Source organism: Streptomyces sp. TSRI0107 (assembly GCF_001905845.1).
Classification (GTDB): domain Bacteria; phylum Actinomycetota; class Actinomycetes; order Streptomycetales; family Streptomycetaceae; genus Streptomyces.
The window spans coordinates 30117-48321 of record NZ_LIVZ01000022.1; the positions used below are offsets into that span (position 1 = coordinate 30117).

The 18205-nt window shown below is 69.3% G+C and carries 12 protein-coding genes; 3 read left to right on the forward strand and 9 right to left on the reverse strand.

The window, feature by feature from the left end; genetic code table 11:
- Window positions 1-158: 158 nt before the first annotated feature.
- Together AMK31_RS37800 and AMK31_RS42250 are read left to right on the forward strand one after the other, a co-directional pair.
- Window positions 159-374, forward strand: coding sequence for a hypothetical protein (locus tag AMK31_RS37800; RefSeq protein ID WP_073945286.1), 216 nt, complete (start codon window positions 159-161; stop codon window positions 372-374).
- Window positions 375-578: 204 nt separating this feature from the next.
- Entirely contained in the window at window positions 579-803 is a 225-nt protein-coding gene (locus tag AMK31_RS42250) for a DUF6417 family protein (protein ID WP_073945287.1), read from the forward strand.
- Here AMK31_RS42250 and AMK31_RS37810 read toward each other — a convergent pair.
- The 5 genes from AMK31_RS37810 to AMK31_RS37830 all read right to left on the reverse strand — a co-directional run bounded on the left by AMK31_RS37810 (window position 781) and on the right by AMK31_RS37830 (window position 7048).
- Window positions 781-2274, reverse strand: a complete 1494-nt coding sequence (locus AMK31_RS37810) for a helix-turn-helix domain-containing protein (protein WP_073945288.1) — start codon at window positions 2272-2274, stop codon at window positions 781-783. The genes AMK31_RS42250 and AMK31_RS37810 overlap by 23 nt on opposite strands.
- Window positions 2275-2471: 197 nt before the next feature.
- On the reverse strand, window positions 2472-2747 hold the full coding sequence (locus AMK31_RS40275; RefSeq protein WP_143204309.1) for a hypothetical protein: 276 nt from the start codon (window positions 2745-2747) through the stop codon (window positions 2472-2474).
- A 983-nt stretch (window positions 2748-3730) separates the two neighbouring features.
- The gene (locus AMK31_RS37820; protein WP_241842867.1) at window positions 3731-5584 is read right to left on the reverse strand and encodes a hypothetical protein; all 1854 of its coding nucleotides are present in this window, start codon (window positions 5582-5584) and stop codon (window positions 3731-3733) included.
- Entirely contained in the window at window positions 5568-6029 is a 462-nt protein-coding gene (locus AMK31_RS37825; RefSeq protein ID WP_073945290.1) for an ABC-three component system middle component 2, read from the reverse strand. The genes AMK31_RS37820 and AMK31_RS37825 overlap by 17 nt, the downstream gene beginning before the upstream one ends.
- Window positions 6026-7048 carry an ABC-three component system protein gene (locus tag AMK31_RS37830; protein WP_241842868.1) on the reverse strand — a complete coding sequence of 341 codons (1023 nt, stop codon included), beginning with the start codon at window positions 7046-7048 and terminating at the stop codon, window positions 6026-6028. Before AMK31_RS37830 ends, AMK31_RS37825 begins: the two co-directional genes overlap by 4 nt.
- Before the next feature lie 280 nt (window positions 7049-7328).
- On the opposite strand from AMK31_RS37830, the gene AMK31_RS37835 reads away from it, so the two are divergent.
- Entirely contained in the window at window positions 7329-7565 is a 237-nt protein-coding gene (locus AMK31_RS37835; protein ID WP_073945300.1) for a hypothetical protein, read from the forward strand.
- 17 nt (window positions 7566-7582) lie between these two features.
- On the opposite strand, the gene AMK31_RS37840 is transcribed toward AMK31_RS37835, so the two are convergent.
- The 4 genes from AMK31_RS37840 to AMK31_RS37855 form a co-directional block, all read right to left on the reverse strand.
- Window positions 7583-8785 carry an IS110 family transposase gene (locus AMK31_RS37840; protein WP_073945292.1) on the reverse strand — a complete coding sequence of 401 codons (1203 nt, stop codon included), beginning with the start codon at window positions 8783-8785 and terminating at the stop codon, window positions 7583-7585.
- A gap of 461 nt (window positions 8786-9246) precedes the next feature.
- Window positions 9247-11619, reverse strand: a complete 2373-nt coding sequence (locus tag AMK31_RS37845; protein WP_143204310.1) for a hypothetical protein — start codon at window positions 11617-11619, stop codon at window positions 9247-9249.
- Window positions 11620-11945: 326 nt separating this feature from the next.
- Window positions 11946-13793: a hypothetical protein gene (locus AMK31_RS37850; RefSeq protein ID WP_241842869.1), complete on the reverse strand. Its 1848-nt coding sequence runs from the start codon at window positions 13791-13793 to the stop codon at window positions 11946-11948.
- 607 nt (window positions 13794-14400) lie between these two features.
- Complete coding sequence (locus tag AMK31_RS37855; protein WP_073945294.1) at window positions 14401-17073, reverse strand: DEAD/DEAH box helicase; 2673 nt, start codon at window positions 17071-17073, stop codon at window positions 14401-14403.
- Between the last annotated feature and the right edge of the window lie 1132 nt (window positions 17074-18205).

Consider the following 18205-nt stretch of genomic DNA (forward strand, 5'->3'; position numbering starts at 1 on the left):
GCGCTATCCGGGCTTTGGGCTGTGCGCCGCCCGTGTGGGGGGATTGGTCGTACCGGAGAAACGAAACACCGACCGCGCACGTGGCCCACCGCGGGGCTGGTGTCTGCCGGGCCGCGTCCCCGGCCTGGGTCGTTACCGCGGTAGGGAGGGACGTGCGTATGGGCAGGGCAGTGGTGCATGAGGCGCTGGCGGCGTTGTGGGAGCGGCAGCAGGCATCCGAGCACGGCTGGGTCCTGGAGGGCCCGGAGCGCATCTCGCAGCGTGAAGGTGTGGCAGCGCTGGAGCGCGCCGGTCTGGCGGAGCTGGCCGGGCGGGAGGTACGGCGGAGCTGTCGGCGTGGGAGGGCCGCCCGGTGCGATCGGCGGCACGCCTGACCGGCCACGGCCACGACGTCCTGGCCTACCACCGCCACGGCCCGGCCACCACACGCCCGGAGCCCGGGCCCGGCCAGAAGCTGGTGCAGCTGCGGCCGGCGCAGATGGACGCGGTGCGCGTGTTCGTGAGCCTCACCGCCGACCACCTGTACTTCGCGCCCGCCGCAGGGCTCGAGGAACAGATCCGCGCTGCCGTCCACGACCGTGCGCCGGGCCGCTGGGCTGCTGTGCCTGACACAGGACCAGATGGAGTCCCGGGCCTACGGGTTGTGGCTCCATGCGGTGACCCGCTCGGCGGCCGAGGCGAACCGGTTCGGCCGCGAGTACGGCATCGTCTACCGGCCCGCCCCGACGAGGCACGCTCGCCCACCGAAGACGTCGGCTGAGGCCTTGCGGCTGCGGAGTCTCAGGTTGCCCAGATGGGTGTGATGGCGGTGGGCGGGCGCCTGCGCTTGCGCAGGGCGTCGGTGAGTGTGGTGGGCCGGCGGCGGTCGCTGTCGGGGTGGGGGCTTTCCTCGGCGAGTTTGTGCAGGAGGCGGGCGCGGCCGTCTTCGACGGTGTGTTCTTCGGTGAGGACCTTGCTGAAGGTTTTCATCACGGTGTCCGGGCCGGTGGGGCGGCGGGGCTTGAGCGTGGGTGGGGCGGGGGCGCTGTGCCGGGGGAGGGCGGGCGTGTGGTCGGGCGGGGCGGGGGCCTGTAGGAGGGGGGTGTTGCGGGCGGCTTCGCGATGGGCGTTGTCCAGGAGCTCGGTGAAGTGGTCGACGTCGCCGCCCAGGAGGAGCACGAAGTTCTGCAGGAGATCGCGTGGCGGCAGGACGGTGCATTCGAGAAGCGAGGCGATGGTGCTGGCGGTCAGGAGCCAGCGGCTGGCGACGGCGATGTCGCTGGGGGCGGGGCGTCCAGCGCGCAGGTGCAGGGTGTGGATGGCAGCGCGCAGCTGCTCGGCGGCCGGCAGGGGCGGGGCGTCAGGGTCGCGGTCAGGCAGGAGGGTTCGGTCGCTGAGCTTTTCGGACTCCCACACGGTGCGCAGGACGTCGGGGTCGGCGCCGCACACGTGGGCGAACTTGCGGGTCAGCTCCCAGGTGGGGACGCGCTCGCCGGACAGGATCCGCGACAGGTAGGAGGCGGAGCAGCCGATGCGGCTGCTGACTTCCTTGTTGGTGAGCTGGGCGGAGCGCACGAGCATGGACAGGATCGGTGCGAGCCGGTTGTAGGCGGCGGGTGCCGGCTCGTACTGGGTGGACTGCTCGGGTGCGTCGGGGCCGTCGCTATGTTCGCCGCCCGCGTCGCCGCTCTCGCCGCCGGCGGGGGTGTCACCGGGCGGGTCGTGGGGCGGTGGGGTGAACAGGCCGGCCAGTGAGGTGAGGGGTGTCTCGGAGCGGTTGAAGCGGGCGAGGCGGCGCAGGATGTAGCGGTCGGTGTAGCGGTGGCGGGCGGTGTCCTCGCTGATGCCCAGGACGGAGCTGATGGCCGCCCAGGTCATGCGGCGGTAGCGGGCGCGGCCGACGGCCGCCGCGGTCAGGCCGTCCAGCTGCTCCTGCAGCTGGACGATGCGCTGCAGGGGCTCCTCGCCGTTGAGGGAGGGCAGGAGCCGCGCGAGGTCGCGGGCACCGTCCTGGATGTCCCGCGCGATCTCGCAGAGGAGTTCCTCGCCGGACGTGGAAGCCTGCCCGGCCGTGCGGGAAGGCGGCGCGGTCCGCGGGGCGGTTGTAGTGGGCGCCTCGAGAGCCGGAGCGGGGGCCTCGGGCTCAGGTGCCGAGACGGGGGCTGCGGCGTCGGCACCGAGGCGCCGCTGTCGGTGGGCGGCCTGACGGCAGGGATCCCCGCAGTACTTGCGCGGGCGGCCCTTGCCGGGGCTTGCGACCAGAAGGGATCCGCAGTACTCACATACGTCACTCACGGTAGCTTCCGTCCCGTAACGAAAAGGGTTCATTCAGGGCTGATGCAGGGTTGCCCGAAGCTGATTCACCCGAAGTTCTCCGGGTTTCGTGACGCACCGCATGCCTGTCGGTGCGGGCAGACCGGGTTGCCTGGCAGGCGGTGCGCGAGGCGGGCGGGGGAGAACGGCAGACGCCGGCCTCCCTCGCCCGCCGCCCTTCAGCGCCGGTAGCGGCGGGTCCGGAGCTGGCGGAACGCGGCTGCCGAGAGCATGCCGCCCAGCATCAGGACGGTCTCCGGGGAGACCGTCACCTGTACAGGCGGGCGGTAAACGAGCAGGTAACCCGTGAACGGGACAGCGAGAAAGGCGCCCACGACGCTCTTGCCAAACAGGTTCACGTAACGGAAGTTTTCGTTACGGCCATTACGCTTACTCTCAGCGAAGCGGCCGGAAGGTTGTTTCGCCCGGCGGCGCCGGGGGGTAGATCGCCCCATAGGGCAACTCCTTGGGTTGTCGGAATGAGCGTGCGGGACTTCGAACAGGGTTTGGACGACGTTGTGCGAGGTCCCGCACGCACCTGAGGGTGAAGCTACCGACACACAGTGCGATAAGCGAATCTGACCAAATGCCGCATCGAGGCGCATTCTGATGGTTGCCCCAGGACGACGGATTTTCGTTGCGGCTACAGCCGAAATCTCCCCGGATTCCGTAGCGCCGCGTGTTGGCCATGGCCGATTCCATCCCGTGTGCTCAATCTGTCAATTCCGGTCACGGAATCCATCTGAACCGATCGCTTGATTCATCGCTAAGGATGCGCACTGACGTAATCCGATCAAAATGGGGGCTGAGGCGGGCTTGGTGCACCCCTAGCATGATTCAAAAGGTGCAATTGCACGATCACGGGCACACCGGCCGCGCGCGGCACCGCTCCACGGCCTACCGCCCCGTTCAGCGGTGCGGTGCCCTGCCGAATCGAACCCCCACCCGTCAGCCCACACCTCGGCAGGAACGTCTCCTGCTCCGCGGCCCGCCCCCAAGCGCGCACCTCTGCAGCAGGCTTCCCGCGGTCGAGGCCCGCCGGCCGCTGTCGGGCAGCCCTCACGGCAGCGGCCGGGGCCTGGAACTCCACCGTCCGACTGCCCCAGCCAGCAGCGCCCAGCCGAGGAAACCGCATCACACGGTTTCCCGCCCCCCTTCGGCCTCCGCGGGCGGGCTCGGACTGCGGGAGTCACCTTGCTGCTCGCTCCCCTACCGCCCGTGTGTACCCCATGGCGGGGGCCGTGCCGACTGCGTTCGGCACGGCCCCCGGCCCGTCCGTGCGGGAGGTGCCGCACGGTCCCGGTCCGCGCCGACTGGCTCAACGAGGCGGATCCCGGCAGCGTCGCTCCACCGGAGTCGTGGGCGAAGCATCCGCTGCTGGGAGAACTGCGCGTCCGTCGGCGCACCCGCCCGGCCGACGCCGCGCCCTGCAGCCCTGCTAGCTGTCTGTGGCAGAGACGGGGAAGAAGCCGTGCCGGCCTGGGCCGGTGCCGGTGAACCGGTAGCTGCGGGCTTCGGAGAGCACGTCGATGGGCGGGTCGCCGTTCTCGATGATGACCGCCTGTCCGGGAAAGTCGAGCATGTCCCGGTAGAAGTGGTCCACCACGTGCGAGGTCAGGTCGACGTCCTCGCCAACGGGGTCGTCGGCAATGGGGTCCCGGTAGGTCACCACGGGCGAGTCGAGGACGATGAAGCCGGGGTGCGGCCTGTCGTTACCGAGGCAGAACTGGGCCAGCGCGGTGGTGAACGCCGAGTGCAGGACCGAGCGGACGCCCTTGCCCCGGCTGGCTCGGGGACGGCCCCCCGCACGGACGTCCATGGCGTACTGGTCGTACTCCGCGAACTCCACCGAGGGGACCTTCCACGCTTCCAGCGTGCGCCGGAGCATGTCGTCGAAAGACGACAGGATCCGGTTGGGAACGTACTCGGCGGGCCGCTGGCCCGATACGACGGTTTCGCCGTCCAGCCGTGAGCGCCGCTCCTCCAGTTCGTCGATCCGCACGTGGAGTTCCAGGTTCCGCTCGATCTCCGAACGGACCTGCAGGTGCTCCTCCATGCGCTCCCGCAGCGGCACCAGCTCGCCATCCGTCGCGCGGATCTCCGCATCCATGCGGGCCGTCTCCTGCAACAAGGCCGTCCGCCGCGCGCCGAGCGTGGCGAACTGGGCACGCAGGTCTTCGATCGTGGGAAGCAGATCGGCCAGCAGGGCACTGGTCTTCACGGTCTCGTTCTGCACCGCGAGGTGCAACTGAGTCGTCTCGTGCTCCCCGTGCCCGGGATGTTGGTGTTCGGGCTCGGCGCCGCAGAAGACACACGTGCCCACACGGAAGTAGCCCAGAAGGCTGCCCGCCTCGGTCACCATCTCCAGGCGGGCAAGGTCGGAGCGGTACTGCTCCTCCAGCAGCCCGAACCGGGAGACCAGGTCACCCACTTCCGCCAGGCGCGACTCCACCGCGGACAGCTCCTCCGCCGCCCTCATCCGGGCGGTGACCGCAGCGAGGTGACGGTCGGTGATCACCCGCAGGGTGGTGGAGTGCTCGTCGATGGACGCCTGCAGACGTGCCTGACGGTCCCGCAGGTCCCTCACGTTCTCGTTCGTGGTCAGCTTGCTCTGCAGATCGAGGATGATCTGATCGAGCAGGGCGATCTTCCCCTTGTTGACGCGGCGCTGCCCGGCGTTGAGGCCGGTGTCGATGTCCGGGTCGCTGCCCCCGGTTAACAGAAGCCGCATGACCGAGGCAGCCACGGTCTTCCCGCTCGCGGCGGACGAGTGCAGGACCGGGGACAAGGGGTCGACCATGCGTGTCTCGGGAATCACGCAGAGGTGCACGAGATCGCGCAGGGCCAGGCCGCGGCTGCCGCCCGCCTCGTTCTTGCGGATCCTGAAATCCGCCAGCCCTAGTTCGCCCAGCAGGAACAGCGACAGGCTGTTCTTGCTGCGTGCCGTGTGAGCCGCGGTCACCTGCGTATCGGCGAGACCAGTGACCAGATCCCTCAAGTCGTCCCGGTAGATGTGGATGGTGTTGCTGCCAGGTGCGCGCATCAGGGTCAGCGCAGCTCCGCCCGGAAGCCGCAGTCCCAGCAGGATCTGGCTGTAGCCCTCGGCCTCGGGGACCTCGGGCGTTCGGGTGCCCCCGAGCATGTAGTCGATGGACTCGACGATGAACGACTTGCCGGTGTCCGAGGCCCCGTAGATCACCGTCAGTGCCGGATCGAACTCCACGCTCGCGACGGGTTTGCCCATGCCCGCGTAGGTGAGATGCACCAGTCGCAGATCATCCACGGTCGGCACCGCCCCGTGCGAGTCCGTCGAACGCGCGGTTGACGATCCCCTGTGTCGCAGCGCGGGAGTCCGACCGGGCCGCGAACTGATGGACCGCCCACTCGGCGCGCTCCCGCAGCGACTCGACGTAGGGCGCCTCCAGGACGTCGACGAAGACCGGCCCCCGGTCGGTGGCCGCGTACATCAAGCCCTCGCTGCGGTCCACGATGCCAGCAAGGCCAGCCCTGATCAGCACCAGGAGCGCCTCTTCCAGCACGGCTCGCTTCATCCCGAGCTCTCCCGCGCGTCCCGGCAGGTCGGGATGAAGACTGGGAGGACCGTCGTATTCACCGCTGTGCAGCAGCACGTGGTCCAAAGCGACCAGCTGCGCAAGATCCATCGGTTCGGGATGGCTCTCCGCCAGGAGCACGAGGGCGCGTACGCCGACCTCAAGAGGGCTGTTGAGCGGGGTCACTTCTCTCCCTCCCTGCACCACGTCAGACGCTCCTCGTTCGCCAAGTGATGGCATACCCCTTTTCGGGCCTTCGGCTCCACGAAGGGAACCAGGGCCGTCGGGGTCAGCTGGACGGTTCCGGCAGCCTCCATGACGGCACCATGCCGCTCCCAGCCGTCCGGATACGAGCGGGCGGCCACCTCGACGACGATGTCGTACACGTCCTGCTTCACCCGCTCGAAGTAGGCCGGCTTGGTGGCGTCGCGTGCGAACACGCGCAGCGCTTCGGCAGCGTAGAAGGCCACGCGCTGCCGCTTGAGGTGCTCGTCCGCCTCTTGGACGCTCGGCACGTGCTCCAGGCTGTCGATCGTGCCGGGATATCGCTCGCGGTAGACGTCGACCAATCGCTCGACGTAGCGGGTTTCGTCCGCGCTGTACTGGGGCGGCGGAACCATCTCCATGGGTCCCTGATCGAACGGGGCAAAGGGAAAGCGGTCCGCCCAGTGCGGGGTCGTCTTGTGGAGCTCAAGCATCTCGTCCAGGTCGACGCACTCGAACATGGCGAAGTCCGTAGCCGCAGCCAGATCCCGGACGGCACTCCGCTGGTCATCGGTGAGGCGTGTCACGAGCTTGTCCTTGGTCGTTGCCAGCTCCTGCAGGAACTTGGCCCGGCACTCGATCGGCTTCGCGAACTGGCGGGGCAGGCTGCGCGAGATGATCGGCGCGACGAACACATACCGGGTGGGGACGGTGAACTCGCCGGCCGCGGCCGCCACGAACATCTTGCGCATCTCCTGAGCCGCGGTCGCCCAGGTCACGGCAGCTGCGTACCGCTTGCACTGATAGTTGTGCCACGGCCCCTCCAGCCTCTCCCGCGATAGGTAGCCGGCCACGTCGATACCGTGGTCTCCAGAGCCGCCATGCCGTTCGACCAGCACGTACTTGGCGTCCAGAGCCGGCACCCACTCCTTGACGAACTCTTCGAACTGGTCCGGGTCGTAGAAGGTGACCATCTGTTTGGGCGACGGCATCGGCGCCATACGCAGCGTAGGGGGCAGCACTGTCAGCGGTGGCGGCTGTGCGCCCTTTGGCCCCTCGTTGCGTGAATCCGACACCCCGCCATCCCCCCGTTCCCCAGGCGACATCGACCACTATCACTCCTGAGCAGACGCGATTCATACCCGTGGCCCCTGTGCACAAACGACTGGGAAGGACGCTGTCGTAAAGCGGGCTCCGGGGGGGTGCCCCTATGTGTTTGGTCAAGGCCGAGGGCCAGTAGGTTCGTGTGGTCGAGGACGGGGTCGAGCCGTAGGGGTGTGCATGGGTGATAGCCAGGTCACGATCAAGCTCACGAGTGACGAGGCGCTGGTTTTGTCGGACTGGCTGGAGAAGTTGCAGATGACGGACCTGAGCCGGGTTGTCGACGATCCGGCGGTCTGGGCGCCGATCCATCGCATCGCCGGGACGCTGGACAAGTCACTTGCTGGGCTGTTCGCGCCTGACTATGACCAGCGGCTTGAGGCCGCTCGCCGACGGCTTCGGCCGGAGGAGGACTGACCGGTGAGTCTGAATCGTCACCTGGCCCCTGCGGGTTGGGGTTCGTAGAAGGTTCCGTCGCGGAGCATCGCGAAGAGGACGTCGGCCCTGCGGCGGGCGAGGCAGAGCAGGGCCTGGGTGTGGTGCTTGCCCTGGGCGATCTTCTTGTCGTAGTAGGCCCGTGAGGCCGGGTCGCCCAGGGCGGCGAACGCGGAGAGGAAGAAGGCCCGTTTGAGCTGCTTGTTTCCTCTCCTGGAGGGCTGTTCGCCGCGGATCGATGAGCCCGAGCTCCGGGTCGCGGGTGCGAGTCCTGCGTAGGCGGCGAGGTGGCCGGCGGTCGGGAAGGTGCTGCCGTCGCCGACCTCGATCAGGATCCTGGCTCCGGTCCTGACGCCGACCCCCGGCATCGAGGTCAGGACCTTCGAAAGAGGGTGGTCCTCCAGCAGTTCCTCGATCCGCCCGGCCAGCAGTTTCCGCTGGTCGAGCACGGCCGTCAGCGAAGCGGCCAGACTGGGGACGATCAGCGCGGCCGCCTCGGTCCCCGGGACGGTGACGGTCTGCTCGTTCAGGGCGGCGAAGATCTCCTCGACCAGCCGTTCGGCCATCCTCGGTGCCTTCGGCCGCAGCAGGGTGACCAGGCGCCGCCTGCCGGCCTTGCGGATCTGGGCCGGTGATCCGAACCGTTCCAGCAGGGTGAGGACGGCAGGGTGCTGCAACCGCGGTCCCAGGACCCGTTCCAGCGATGGATGGATCTGGGTCAGCAGGCCGTGCAGCCGGTTGACGACGCGGGTGGCCTCGCCAGCCAGGTCGTCGTCGAAGCCGACGATCATCTCCAGCTCGGCGATCGTCTCGTCCTCGCCGTCGATCGCCCGCAGCGTGTGCGGCATCGCCCGAGCCGCGTCGGCGATGATGAACGCGTCCTTGGCATCGGTCTTGGCCTCGCCCGGGTAGAGGCCGGCGATCCGCCGCATCGTCAGCCCCGGCAGGTAGGCGACCGGGCAGCCCATGCCCCTCGCAACGGCCAACGGCAGGGCTCCGATCGAGGCCGGCTGGTCGACCACGACCAGCACCGTTCCGTGCTTGGCCTGGAGTTTCGTGAACAGCTCGCGGAGCTTGGGCTCGGTGTTGGGCAGCCGCTTGTCGAAGGCTTTCTTGCCGGCCGGGGTGACGGCGGTGGCGTGGTGTTCGCCCTTGCCGACGTCCAGGCCGAGGAAGACGTCGATGCCGCCGGTGTCGATCACGTGCAGGCCCCTCCATCACGCTTTCGTTCGGCCTTGCCTCGGCACCGAGCTGCCACATCCACGTTACGGAGAGCTCTTCCGGCTCGGGTGAAGCCGGTGCTCAAGCCCCTCATCAGCGGTCCGTCGATGCCTCCGGACCCGGTGACACCACCCCCGGATCATGAACAACAAGGGGGGAAGTCATGCCGGACCCGAAGGCCGGAGGCCCCATTGCGGAGCCACGAAAAAGGTAACGGGGGGAGCCGGACAAGGGTGAGCTCGGGTGGAGGACCGGCTCTGCTGCCAGGAACGTCTCGTTTCCGTGGGTCGCCTAGTGCGGTCCCCGGCGGCAGGACCGGTCTGTCCGTCTGCCCTGCCTGTTGCTGCCGCTGAGCACCGGATACGGCGCTTTGACGGCGGGCGCTGGAGCACGGCGTCCCGGAGGCGCGGAGCGCGACATCATGCTGCAGCGGCGCTGGGTATCATCGCAGGTTGGTCAGCCAGGTGACCTTGGCTGCCGGCGCAATCTTCTCGTTCACCAGGGTCTCGGTCCGCCGGTCCCACGCGCGCCCGGTAGTGGCCATGACGAATTCGTCCGCGCTGAGATCGTCGATCAGGCCCTTGAGGGCGGCGCAACGCCGCGCTTCCTCGCGTTTCGTCGGCTCGAGACGATCGCTGGTCTTGGCCTCGCCGATGACGATCCGGCCGTCGACGATGGCCCAGAGGTCGACCTCCAGGTCCGGGTAGCCGTCCCGGCGGACGACCGCCTCGGGCATGTGCTGGAAAGAGCGGGCCGGCTCCGCGAGCGCCGCGAGAGCGAGGATCGGCACATGAATGTTGGAGCGCAGGCCCTGGTAGGCGACCTCGTCGAGGCCGTAGTACCACTGCGGTTCCAACTCCTGCCCCTTCCAGGCCGACCGGACGATTGGGTTGTGCTGCCGGCAGCGCTGGCAGCGGAAACGCGCTCCGATGTCCTCCAGCCGGTAGAAGGCCGTGCCGACACACTGCCCGCAGGTCAACAGCAGGCCCCGCGTCGCGATGGACCGCTGCAGGTAGCCATCCAGCATCTGCCGGGCACTTTCCTCGCTCCCGCCGGTGATCGTGCGGACGTCGGCGAGCGTGAGGTATTTGCGGTCCTGGTAGACGCGCCCGGGCTCCTTCCCGGCGGAGATCCACCCGGACAGCAGGTTCGCAGCAGGACCCTCCTTGAGATCGGCGGCCAGGGCCGCGAAGTCTCCCCACAGTTCGATCATGCGCCGGGTGTAACGGCCCTTGTCGGACTCCTCCAGGGTGACGCCCGCCCCTGCAAGGAGGGTGCTGAACACCTGACGGGCTGTCGGAAAGCGCAGCCGTACCTGGACCAGAAGTTGGGCCAGGGAGGTGCCAGTGACGGTGAAGATCCGGCCGTGGGAGTCGATGCTGATACCGGATGTGCTGGAGCGGACTCCCCACGAGGTGCCGTCGGCGGTGATCACGTCGTTCAGGGCCCACCGGGCGGGAAGGACGACTTTGGGGTCCAGGACGTCCACCTGCCACCGGCAGGAGTCCGGCTGGACCCCGGCCGCCTCACTGGGCACTGGAATCTCGACGTTCCGTGCCTGGTCGGTCCCCAGGAACGGCTCGTGCAAGGTGTCGCCGACGTACGCCTTGTCGAGAAGGTGGAGACGGCGGCGCACCGGCAGATCCGACGGGGCACAGACACGCACGTCCAAACGGCCTGGGGAGCCGGAGGCGGCCATCCGGCCCCACGGCGTGGCCAGCAGCCGGTTACGGACTTCCAGCAGCTGACCCTCATCAAGGGTCAGCGACGACAGCAGGACCGGACGGGCGGAGACCGACGGCACCGCAAAGTCGTACAGGAGCCGCATCAACTCGGTGTACAGCTCCCGGCTGAGGCCATCGGTGTCCGGACCGACCGGCAGCCAGTGCGCATCCCCCACCACACGCTGGCGGGTGTAGGCATAGCAGAAGTCCTCGGCGCTGTCCCCGCACACGACCACCAACGGCTCTCTGTCCGCGTCCGCGTCGAACGTGGTGAACCAGGAGCAGCCCAGCCGGGACTGCGCCAGCGGCAGGTCGTCCAGGAACTCCTGCTCGGTGAAACCGACACCGGTCTCAGGCCGGCCCGTCCACGCGTACCGCAGCACCTGGGCCAGATGCGACCGGTCCACCGGGACGGTGACGTGACCCACCTCGCCGCGCTCCCGCAGCCGCGCCAGATGCCCCGGCGCCATTAGGCCGGTGCGCGCGGCAACGAGCAGCTGCACCGCAGGTGGCAACCCGTCCACGTCGAGGCCGGTGATGCGCTCGGGCTGATACGTCAGCCCGCACATGTCGACCAGCCGGTGCGGCGGCGCCTCGTCCGCCCGGAACTCTGCTGTTACCGCTACCTGCGCCGACGCCAGCGGAGCCATGCGCCGTCGGATACGGTCCCCCAGCTCCTGCGGCGCCACCACCCCCGCGCCCCCGGCAGACAGGAGCTGAGGCTCGAGTATCCTCCGGGCCTGGGCTTCGTCAACGTCGCTCTCCCGAGCCCACCCTTCCACGTACGAGGCGAGCTGCGCCTCGTACGCCTGAGGGTCCGCCATCTGCAGGCCGCGCCCTGTCCGGGCGAACACCGCCCAGTGATCCGCGTCGAAAGCCTCCGCGAGCCGCCAGAACGGCTCCGCGATCTCCCACGCAGGCGAACAAGCGATCAGACCGTGGCCGTCACCACCCCACGTGCGCGCATAACACTCCAGCATCCGCAGCACGTCCGCCCGCCAGCCCCCGCCAGAACGCACCAGGGTCATGGCACGCGGGGGCCGCACATTCCGCTGCACCAACCGATAGCCCAACGCGTTCGCTTCAGCCATCCCCGCCCCATGTACCGCCCGTGATCACGTCGAACTGACGCAGATCGACGTGGCATCTCCACACCCCTAGCGCCCCGGAAATGCGCAAATTCAACCTATCAGCGGTCATGGCACGGGCCCTTGCTGGTGAGCCGAGTCCGCCTGGACGAACCTGCGGACGCGATCGCAGTGCCCTCGAACTTCGACGCCCAGCCGAAAGGATCAAGCCGTCCGGCACAACTTGGCTCGGGCCGGGGCGGGCTGCACGATGGTGAGCAGCGGGCGCAGGTCGCCAACCGGAAACGACGCGGCAGCAACGGCGGCCGCCCTCCCCGCAGAGAGACGCCCTAGACCGTGCTGGTCTCACGCGGGGGAAGGCCAGGGATCACGCCATCGGTCAGATTGGTGCGGATCTCCCTGACGGCCGGCCCCGGGGTGCCGCGGAGTTCGTTGCAGGCGATGATGACCTGTCCTCCAGCACCCGAGGGATCTTCGAAGGTGGCGAGGTCGGTGAGGCCATCGAGGAGCGCGTTGGCGCTGCGCTGGTCCTCCGGGCCGTCACCCAGGCCGGTGAACGGGCCGTCCACGATCAGGAACTGGGGGACCGGCATCGCCGGCACCTCCCGGGCAGTATCGCGCAGCGCCAGCAGGACGCTGATGTTCGCGCGGGTCATCCCGTGCCCGGCGACGACCCGGGAGTCGAACGACTTTCCGTTGATGGTGACGGAGAAATCTTCCGGGCTGATGGAGACCGTGTTGACCTCGGGGTCACACGCCTGCAGCCGGCGCAGCGCATGACGCGACCACCGGTCGGTCGCCTGCTTGACCATCAGATCGGTGTCCTGCCGGGCAGCGGTGTATGCGGCTTTCGCGACCTCCGCAGCCTTCTCCAGCTCAGGCAGCCGCTCGCGTAGTTCCGTCAGCTCCGCGACCTCACGCAGGTGTTCCGCGTTCTGCTCCAGCCGCGCGGCCAGCTCCCGTGCCGCCGCTTCGGCCTCCACCACGACCTGCTGCTGCGGCGCGATCACCTCCTGCGTGAACGCCCGCACCGCGGCCGTCGCCTCCACCACAAGCCGGTCGGCGTCAGCGACCCGTCCACGAGCCTCTTCCGCCGCCTGCACCGCACGCCGGGCCGCCTCACGTGCCTGCTCAGCGGCCTGCTGCGCCTTAGACATCCGCCGCGTGAACTCCTCGGAGCGCTGGCGGCGCTCAGGGTCGAAACGCCGGCACACGGGACAGTCGTCCTCCGACAGTCCCGTCAGATCCAGTGCCCGCACACACGCGGGGCACAGGCTCGGGTCGGTGGCTGCCTCCCGCAACCCGGCCAGACGTCCCCTCGCCTCGCCTGCGGCCGTATCCAGAAGCCGCGCCGTACGCTGACGGTCCTCGGCCGCCGCGCCTGCGGCCCGCCGGGCCTCCTGCGCCGCGGCCACCTTCTGCTCCAGCGCGGCGAGCTGGCTTTGCAGCCGGCTCAGCTCCGCTGCGGCCTTCTGTGCCTTCAACGCCTCCTGCTGGTGCTGCGCGGTCCACTGCTCACCGCGGCGCTGCAGGTCCTCGACGGACGGCAGGTCACGCTCCTGCCGCTCGCGCAGAATTCGTTTGATGCGGTTCTTCGCCGACCGCCACTCCTTCGTCCTGGCGTCGTCCTCTTGGTGCAGCGCGTCGACCTTCTCGTCGTCGGCCCCCAGCAGCACACGTCCCACCGCCTTGCGCTCTTCCTTGCCCTGCCCGCCGAGGTAGACGTTCGGGAGGGCGCGCTGGCCCGCGTAGAGCCACGGCACGAGCCTGTCCAGTGTCACGCGCGTACGTCCCGTGCCCAGCCGGGGGATCCCACACAGATCTTGGAAGACATCGGCCGCCGACCGCCGGGAGTCACTGCGCTTGACCGGATGACGCTCCGGGATGCCCAACGTGCCGCGCGTGAAGACCACGTCCTCCTTCAAGTTTTCCGGGCTGCGGATGACCTCCCACCGCTCCCCACCGATCCGGGCGACGAACCCCACACGGCTGCACATCGACACGGCGTCCATCACCTTGGCATGCTCCACCCCCAGCACCCACCACACCGATTCCAGCACTGTGCTCTTGCCCGACAAGGTCACTCCCGTCAGCGCGGGCAGCGGGGCGTCGAGCCTCACCTCGTGCTTCACCCCATCGACCTCGAACAACAAGCACTCGATGCTGAGCGTGACCACCCGGTACCTCCCGCGACTCGGCAGCGCTTGAGCGCTCGTAGCGGGTAACGACACGCGGCCGCCCGGGTGACGTGCCGCCCCAGACCGGCGCCAACAGACCGACGCCGATGTGCAACCGGCCGGAATGCGAAGCCCGTCTAGGTCGACTTGCGGCGCTCCTCAGCCTCACGCGTGATCTTGTTGACAAGATCCCAGAACTGACCTGCCGGGCCCGCACCAGCAGCGGACCCAGGCCGGGGCGCGGCACCGACACCAAAAATCTGACCGATGCGGGCCTCCCAGCACCTCCGGCACTGACAGTCCCCTGCTGTATGAGTCGGACAGACTCGGTCAGCCGTCTCACAGACCAGCACGGCCAATGCCTCCGCCCGCCCCTTCCACCGCGCCTCGCCCGAACGAGCCGCCGACGCTTCCCGCTCCGCCCGCCGCCGCGCGCCGATCATCGCCCAGTCAGGGCCACCTCCGCCGTAGTAACCCACCGCTCGCTCCCGCTCGTCCCGACGCCATGTCCCTCACAGGACAACGCCCCCACCAGCAGCAAGACACGCCACATCACACAGGAGGCCCTGCCACCGCCCGCTTTCGCTCTGACGCCCGCGCGCCTGTGTCACGCCCACTGCACACCCAGCTCCCGCAGCGCGTCCCGCTGCTCCTGGGTGAGCTTGCCGCGCCTGGACTTGGTGTTCGACACCCATACGCCCAGCTTCACAACCACCGGCTCCCTCTCGCCGTCGACCGCGATCTCCTCGGCGTGGCCGCGCGGCACGGGTCGGCCGGCGCCCTCCCGCTCAACCCACTGGGCGAGAGCCGTCAGGCCACGCTGGAACGCTTGCTGCGCCCTGCTCGGGCCCTTCGTCGCGCGCCTGGCCGCCGCGGCGGGAGACGGCTCCTCAAGCGGCTTGATGCCCAGCACGGACAGCCGCTCCTGCTGCTCGGGCAGGAGCCGCGCCCAGATTGCCGGCTTTTTCTGCTGCTGGAGCCACTTGCCGATGTCGTCGCCGTCCATGAGCACGCCGGGTGTGATGTCGGGCAGGCTGCCGTCGGCTTCAACCAGGTCCGCCAGGACCCGGTAGTGGCGCTGCCAGTCCAGCGGCCACGGGCAGTCCCAGTCCGGGTCGATCGCGGCCAGTTGCGCCGCACGCTGCTGCGCCCGCTGGGAGTCTTTGCCCAGGCCGTTCTTGGCGCCCTTGCGCCGGAGGTTGGCCATGTGCTGCCCGATGGGCACCATCGCCTCGCCCTCGCCCCACACGGCGTCCTGGCGGGGTGCGAGGTGTCCGGTGGCCCGCCGGTAGGAGCGGAGCGCGGCGAGCTTCCGCTCCCAGGCTTCCTCGCCGGGCTCCCACACCATCCCGGCCTCGGGCGCGTCCAGCAGCTCCTTGCGGTGCGGATCGAGTTCCCCGGCGCGCAACACCTTCCGCTGCTGGTGCACCCACCGCCCCAGCGGGAAGTCCTTGGTCACGCCGACCTCGACCTCCGTGTCGTAGGAGACGGCGTACAGGCCCGTGATCCCGTTATCCCTGCGCCACCGCAGCAGCGCCTCATATCCCTCCAGCCACGCCAGAGACTCCGGCCGGTAGACGCGGGTACGCAGGAAGGCCGCGATGGTGGTGGCGTCGCGCGGGCTGGAGAAGTGCAGCAGCGCGGACTCGGCAGCGCCGTCGGCGCCGTCCTGCTCCTTGTCCTCGCCGTCCCCTTCGCCGCCGGCCCCGATGATCCGCCCGTTTTCGTCGCGCCGGAGGTGGATTTTGTGCTGGCCGTGGGTGAGGGCGCGGGAGGCGAGCTGCTCGACCAGGCGCTCATCATGCGAGCGCAGGCCCTGGAGCACGGCTACGAGGGGTCGGAACGAGGCAGAGGCGACCATGTCCTGTGGGTCCTCGCCGGGCTGGAGGAAGACCGGCACGATGATGCGGGCGACCTTCGTGCTGCCGTCCTTGTTGAGCCGGAGCGCGCGGCCGATGTTCTGCACGATCTCCACCTGCGAGCCGCGGGTGTCGGCAAAGCAGATCGCCTCCACACCGCGCTCGCCGGTGATGTCCACGCCTTCCCCGAGCACCCGCACCGAGGCGAGGAACGCCCGGTGCACCCGCCGGTTGCTAGCGTCGATGCCGTTGGCGAACTGGCGCAGGACTTCGCGTCGCTCGGTGACGAGGTGGTCGCCGCACAGCCATGCCGACCACACGCGGTCCGGGGGGACGTGGCGGCCGGCCTCCAGCTCGTAGAACTCCGCATCGATCGATGACGCGGGGATCTTGTCCGCGGCGGCCAGGTCGGCGTCGGAGACGTCGTTGACATACAGCTCGGCCGCCGTCTCCGGCAGCTTCTCCGCGAACGACGCTGCCTCCTCCACCCGCTGATGGAAGGTCATCACGGTGCGCAGGTTCCACCTGGCGGCGTGCTCCAGGAGCGCGGTCTGCAGGAGCGCCATGCGCCGACCGCGCAGCGCCTCGTCCGATTCCCCGTAGACGGGGGAGGGGTCGCGGATTTCCAGGACGTCGATCTCGAAGCCGGCGAGGATGCCCCGCTCGATTGCCTCCGAGAGTCCCAGCTCGGCGATCCACGGCCCGTACGTCTCGGAGTCCTGGCCCATCGACGCGAGCACCGGCTCCTCGCCGTCCGCCCTCCTGCGGGGCTGGGGAGCCGCCAGGATGCGCGGGGTGGCGGTGAGGTAGAGCCGGAAGTCGGCCGGGATGCGGGCGTTGTCGTGAATTGCCGCCCACGGACGACCAAGATCACCGGCGGTGCCGTGTGCCTCGTCCACGATCGCGAGGTCGAAGCCCGCCATCTGCTGCCCGTACAGCCGCTCTCCGCCCGCCAGAGCGGCCTCCAGCGGCCCGCGAACCTTCCGCCGACCCGCCGGGTCCTCCGGATCCTCGCGGTCCACGAGGGAGGCGTACGTGGCGAACACGACGACTGGTCCCGCCCCGGCCCACAGGGCGAGCTGGATCGGATTCGTGGTGGTGCGCACCCCCAGTTCGTTCAGCACCGGGTCGTTCTCCAGCGAGCACACCCCAACCATGGGGGAGCGGTGGCCCACCAGGCGCCAGGCCTGGGCGGTCTGCACGAGCAGGTCCAGGGTCGGCACCGTCACGAGGATCCGGCCCTCCCGGAAGCATTCCAGCGCGCCCGCGGCAGCCGTGATCGTCTTGCCCGATCCGGTGGCTGACACGATCGTGGCACGGGCACCCTGCCGTGGTACCGATGACCTTGCAGGGAATCCAACCCACTTTCGGAAAGCCGCCTTCTGGACGACCTGGTGTCTCTTGAGCTGGATCGTAAACATTCTCTTCCCTCCCCGGTGCCTTATTCCGGCAGTTATTCAGACGGCTGCCTTCGGGTGTGAGCACGGGGCTGCGCCGTCCCAGATCGACGTGTTGCGAGGTACCAACCGCCGGGGACCCCGTCCGACTTCCCGCGCTTGAACCCCGCACGTCGCCCGGGCAGTGCCCGGCCTCGCGCGTGCGCCGAATGACGTCACCGCCGGACACCTCCACCGTCCGTGCCGTGCACAGACCGCCGGCCCCGCCCAGCGCCTCCAGCACCCGCGCCGCACCGTGGTGCTCGAGTGCGTACACGGCAGCACGACCTCCTGCACGAACCTCTCCAGCCGCACGAGGTCCACCCGTTCAAACCGCCTGACGTCCGCGATATGTACGGTCAACTCAGCAGCCCCAACCGACCAGCCGCCACGCTGCGCCCAGTCCCTGTCTGCGATGCTGCCCCAGCCGTCCGCGAACCGTGCGCCCCGAGATGCTGGCGTTATCCCGTCCAGCTCGACGACCTCACTGCGCCCCGGCCCTCCAGGTCGTCAGCCTCGGCCGAGGGCACGCCCTGGGCCTGGAGGGGGCGAACAGCGTCAACCGGGCCTTGACGGCAGCAGCCTGATACTGGCTCACTCGGCTTACGGAAGCGCTGCTCACGGCGGGGGCTGGTCCGGTAGGTTCGTGGTGACCGGTCATCCGTGTCCGTTTCTCTCGAAACTGCGGGAGGGTTCCGGGCAGGTTGGGGGTGTCCGTTGTTTCCGCCAACGGTACATGTCGCATCGACCTGATGCGCGCGCTACACTGAAACCCGACACGAACGAGCGACCCTCCCTCCCTCGCTCTGCAGCCAGCCCGGCCCGCGACAGCGGGCTCAACGGCCCTGGAGGCGCAGCCGGAAGGACCGTTGAGCGGGGGAGCGTAGCGGACCCGCCAACCAGGCTGGAGCGAAGCGGAAGCCTGGCAACGGGGCGGAAGCCCCGTCAGTCCGGGAGCGAAGCGGACGGACTGACAACCTCGGCGCGCAGTGCCGAGGTTGTGCGGGGGTGGCGCAGCCACCCCCGCTTGCGCTCCCGCGGAGCGGGAGCGCAACACCCGCGCGCAGCGCGGGTGTTCGCTTGCCCATCGCGCAGCGATGGGGTACCCGCTCCGCGG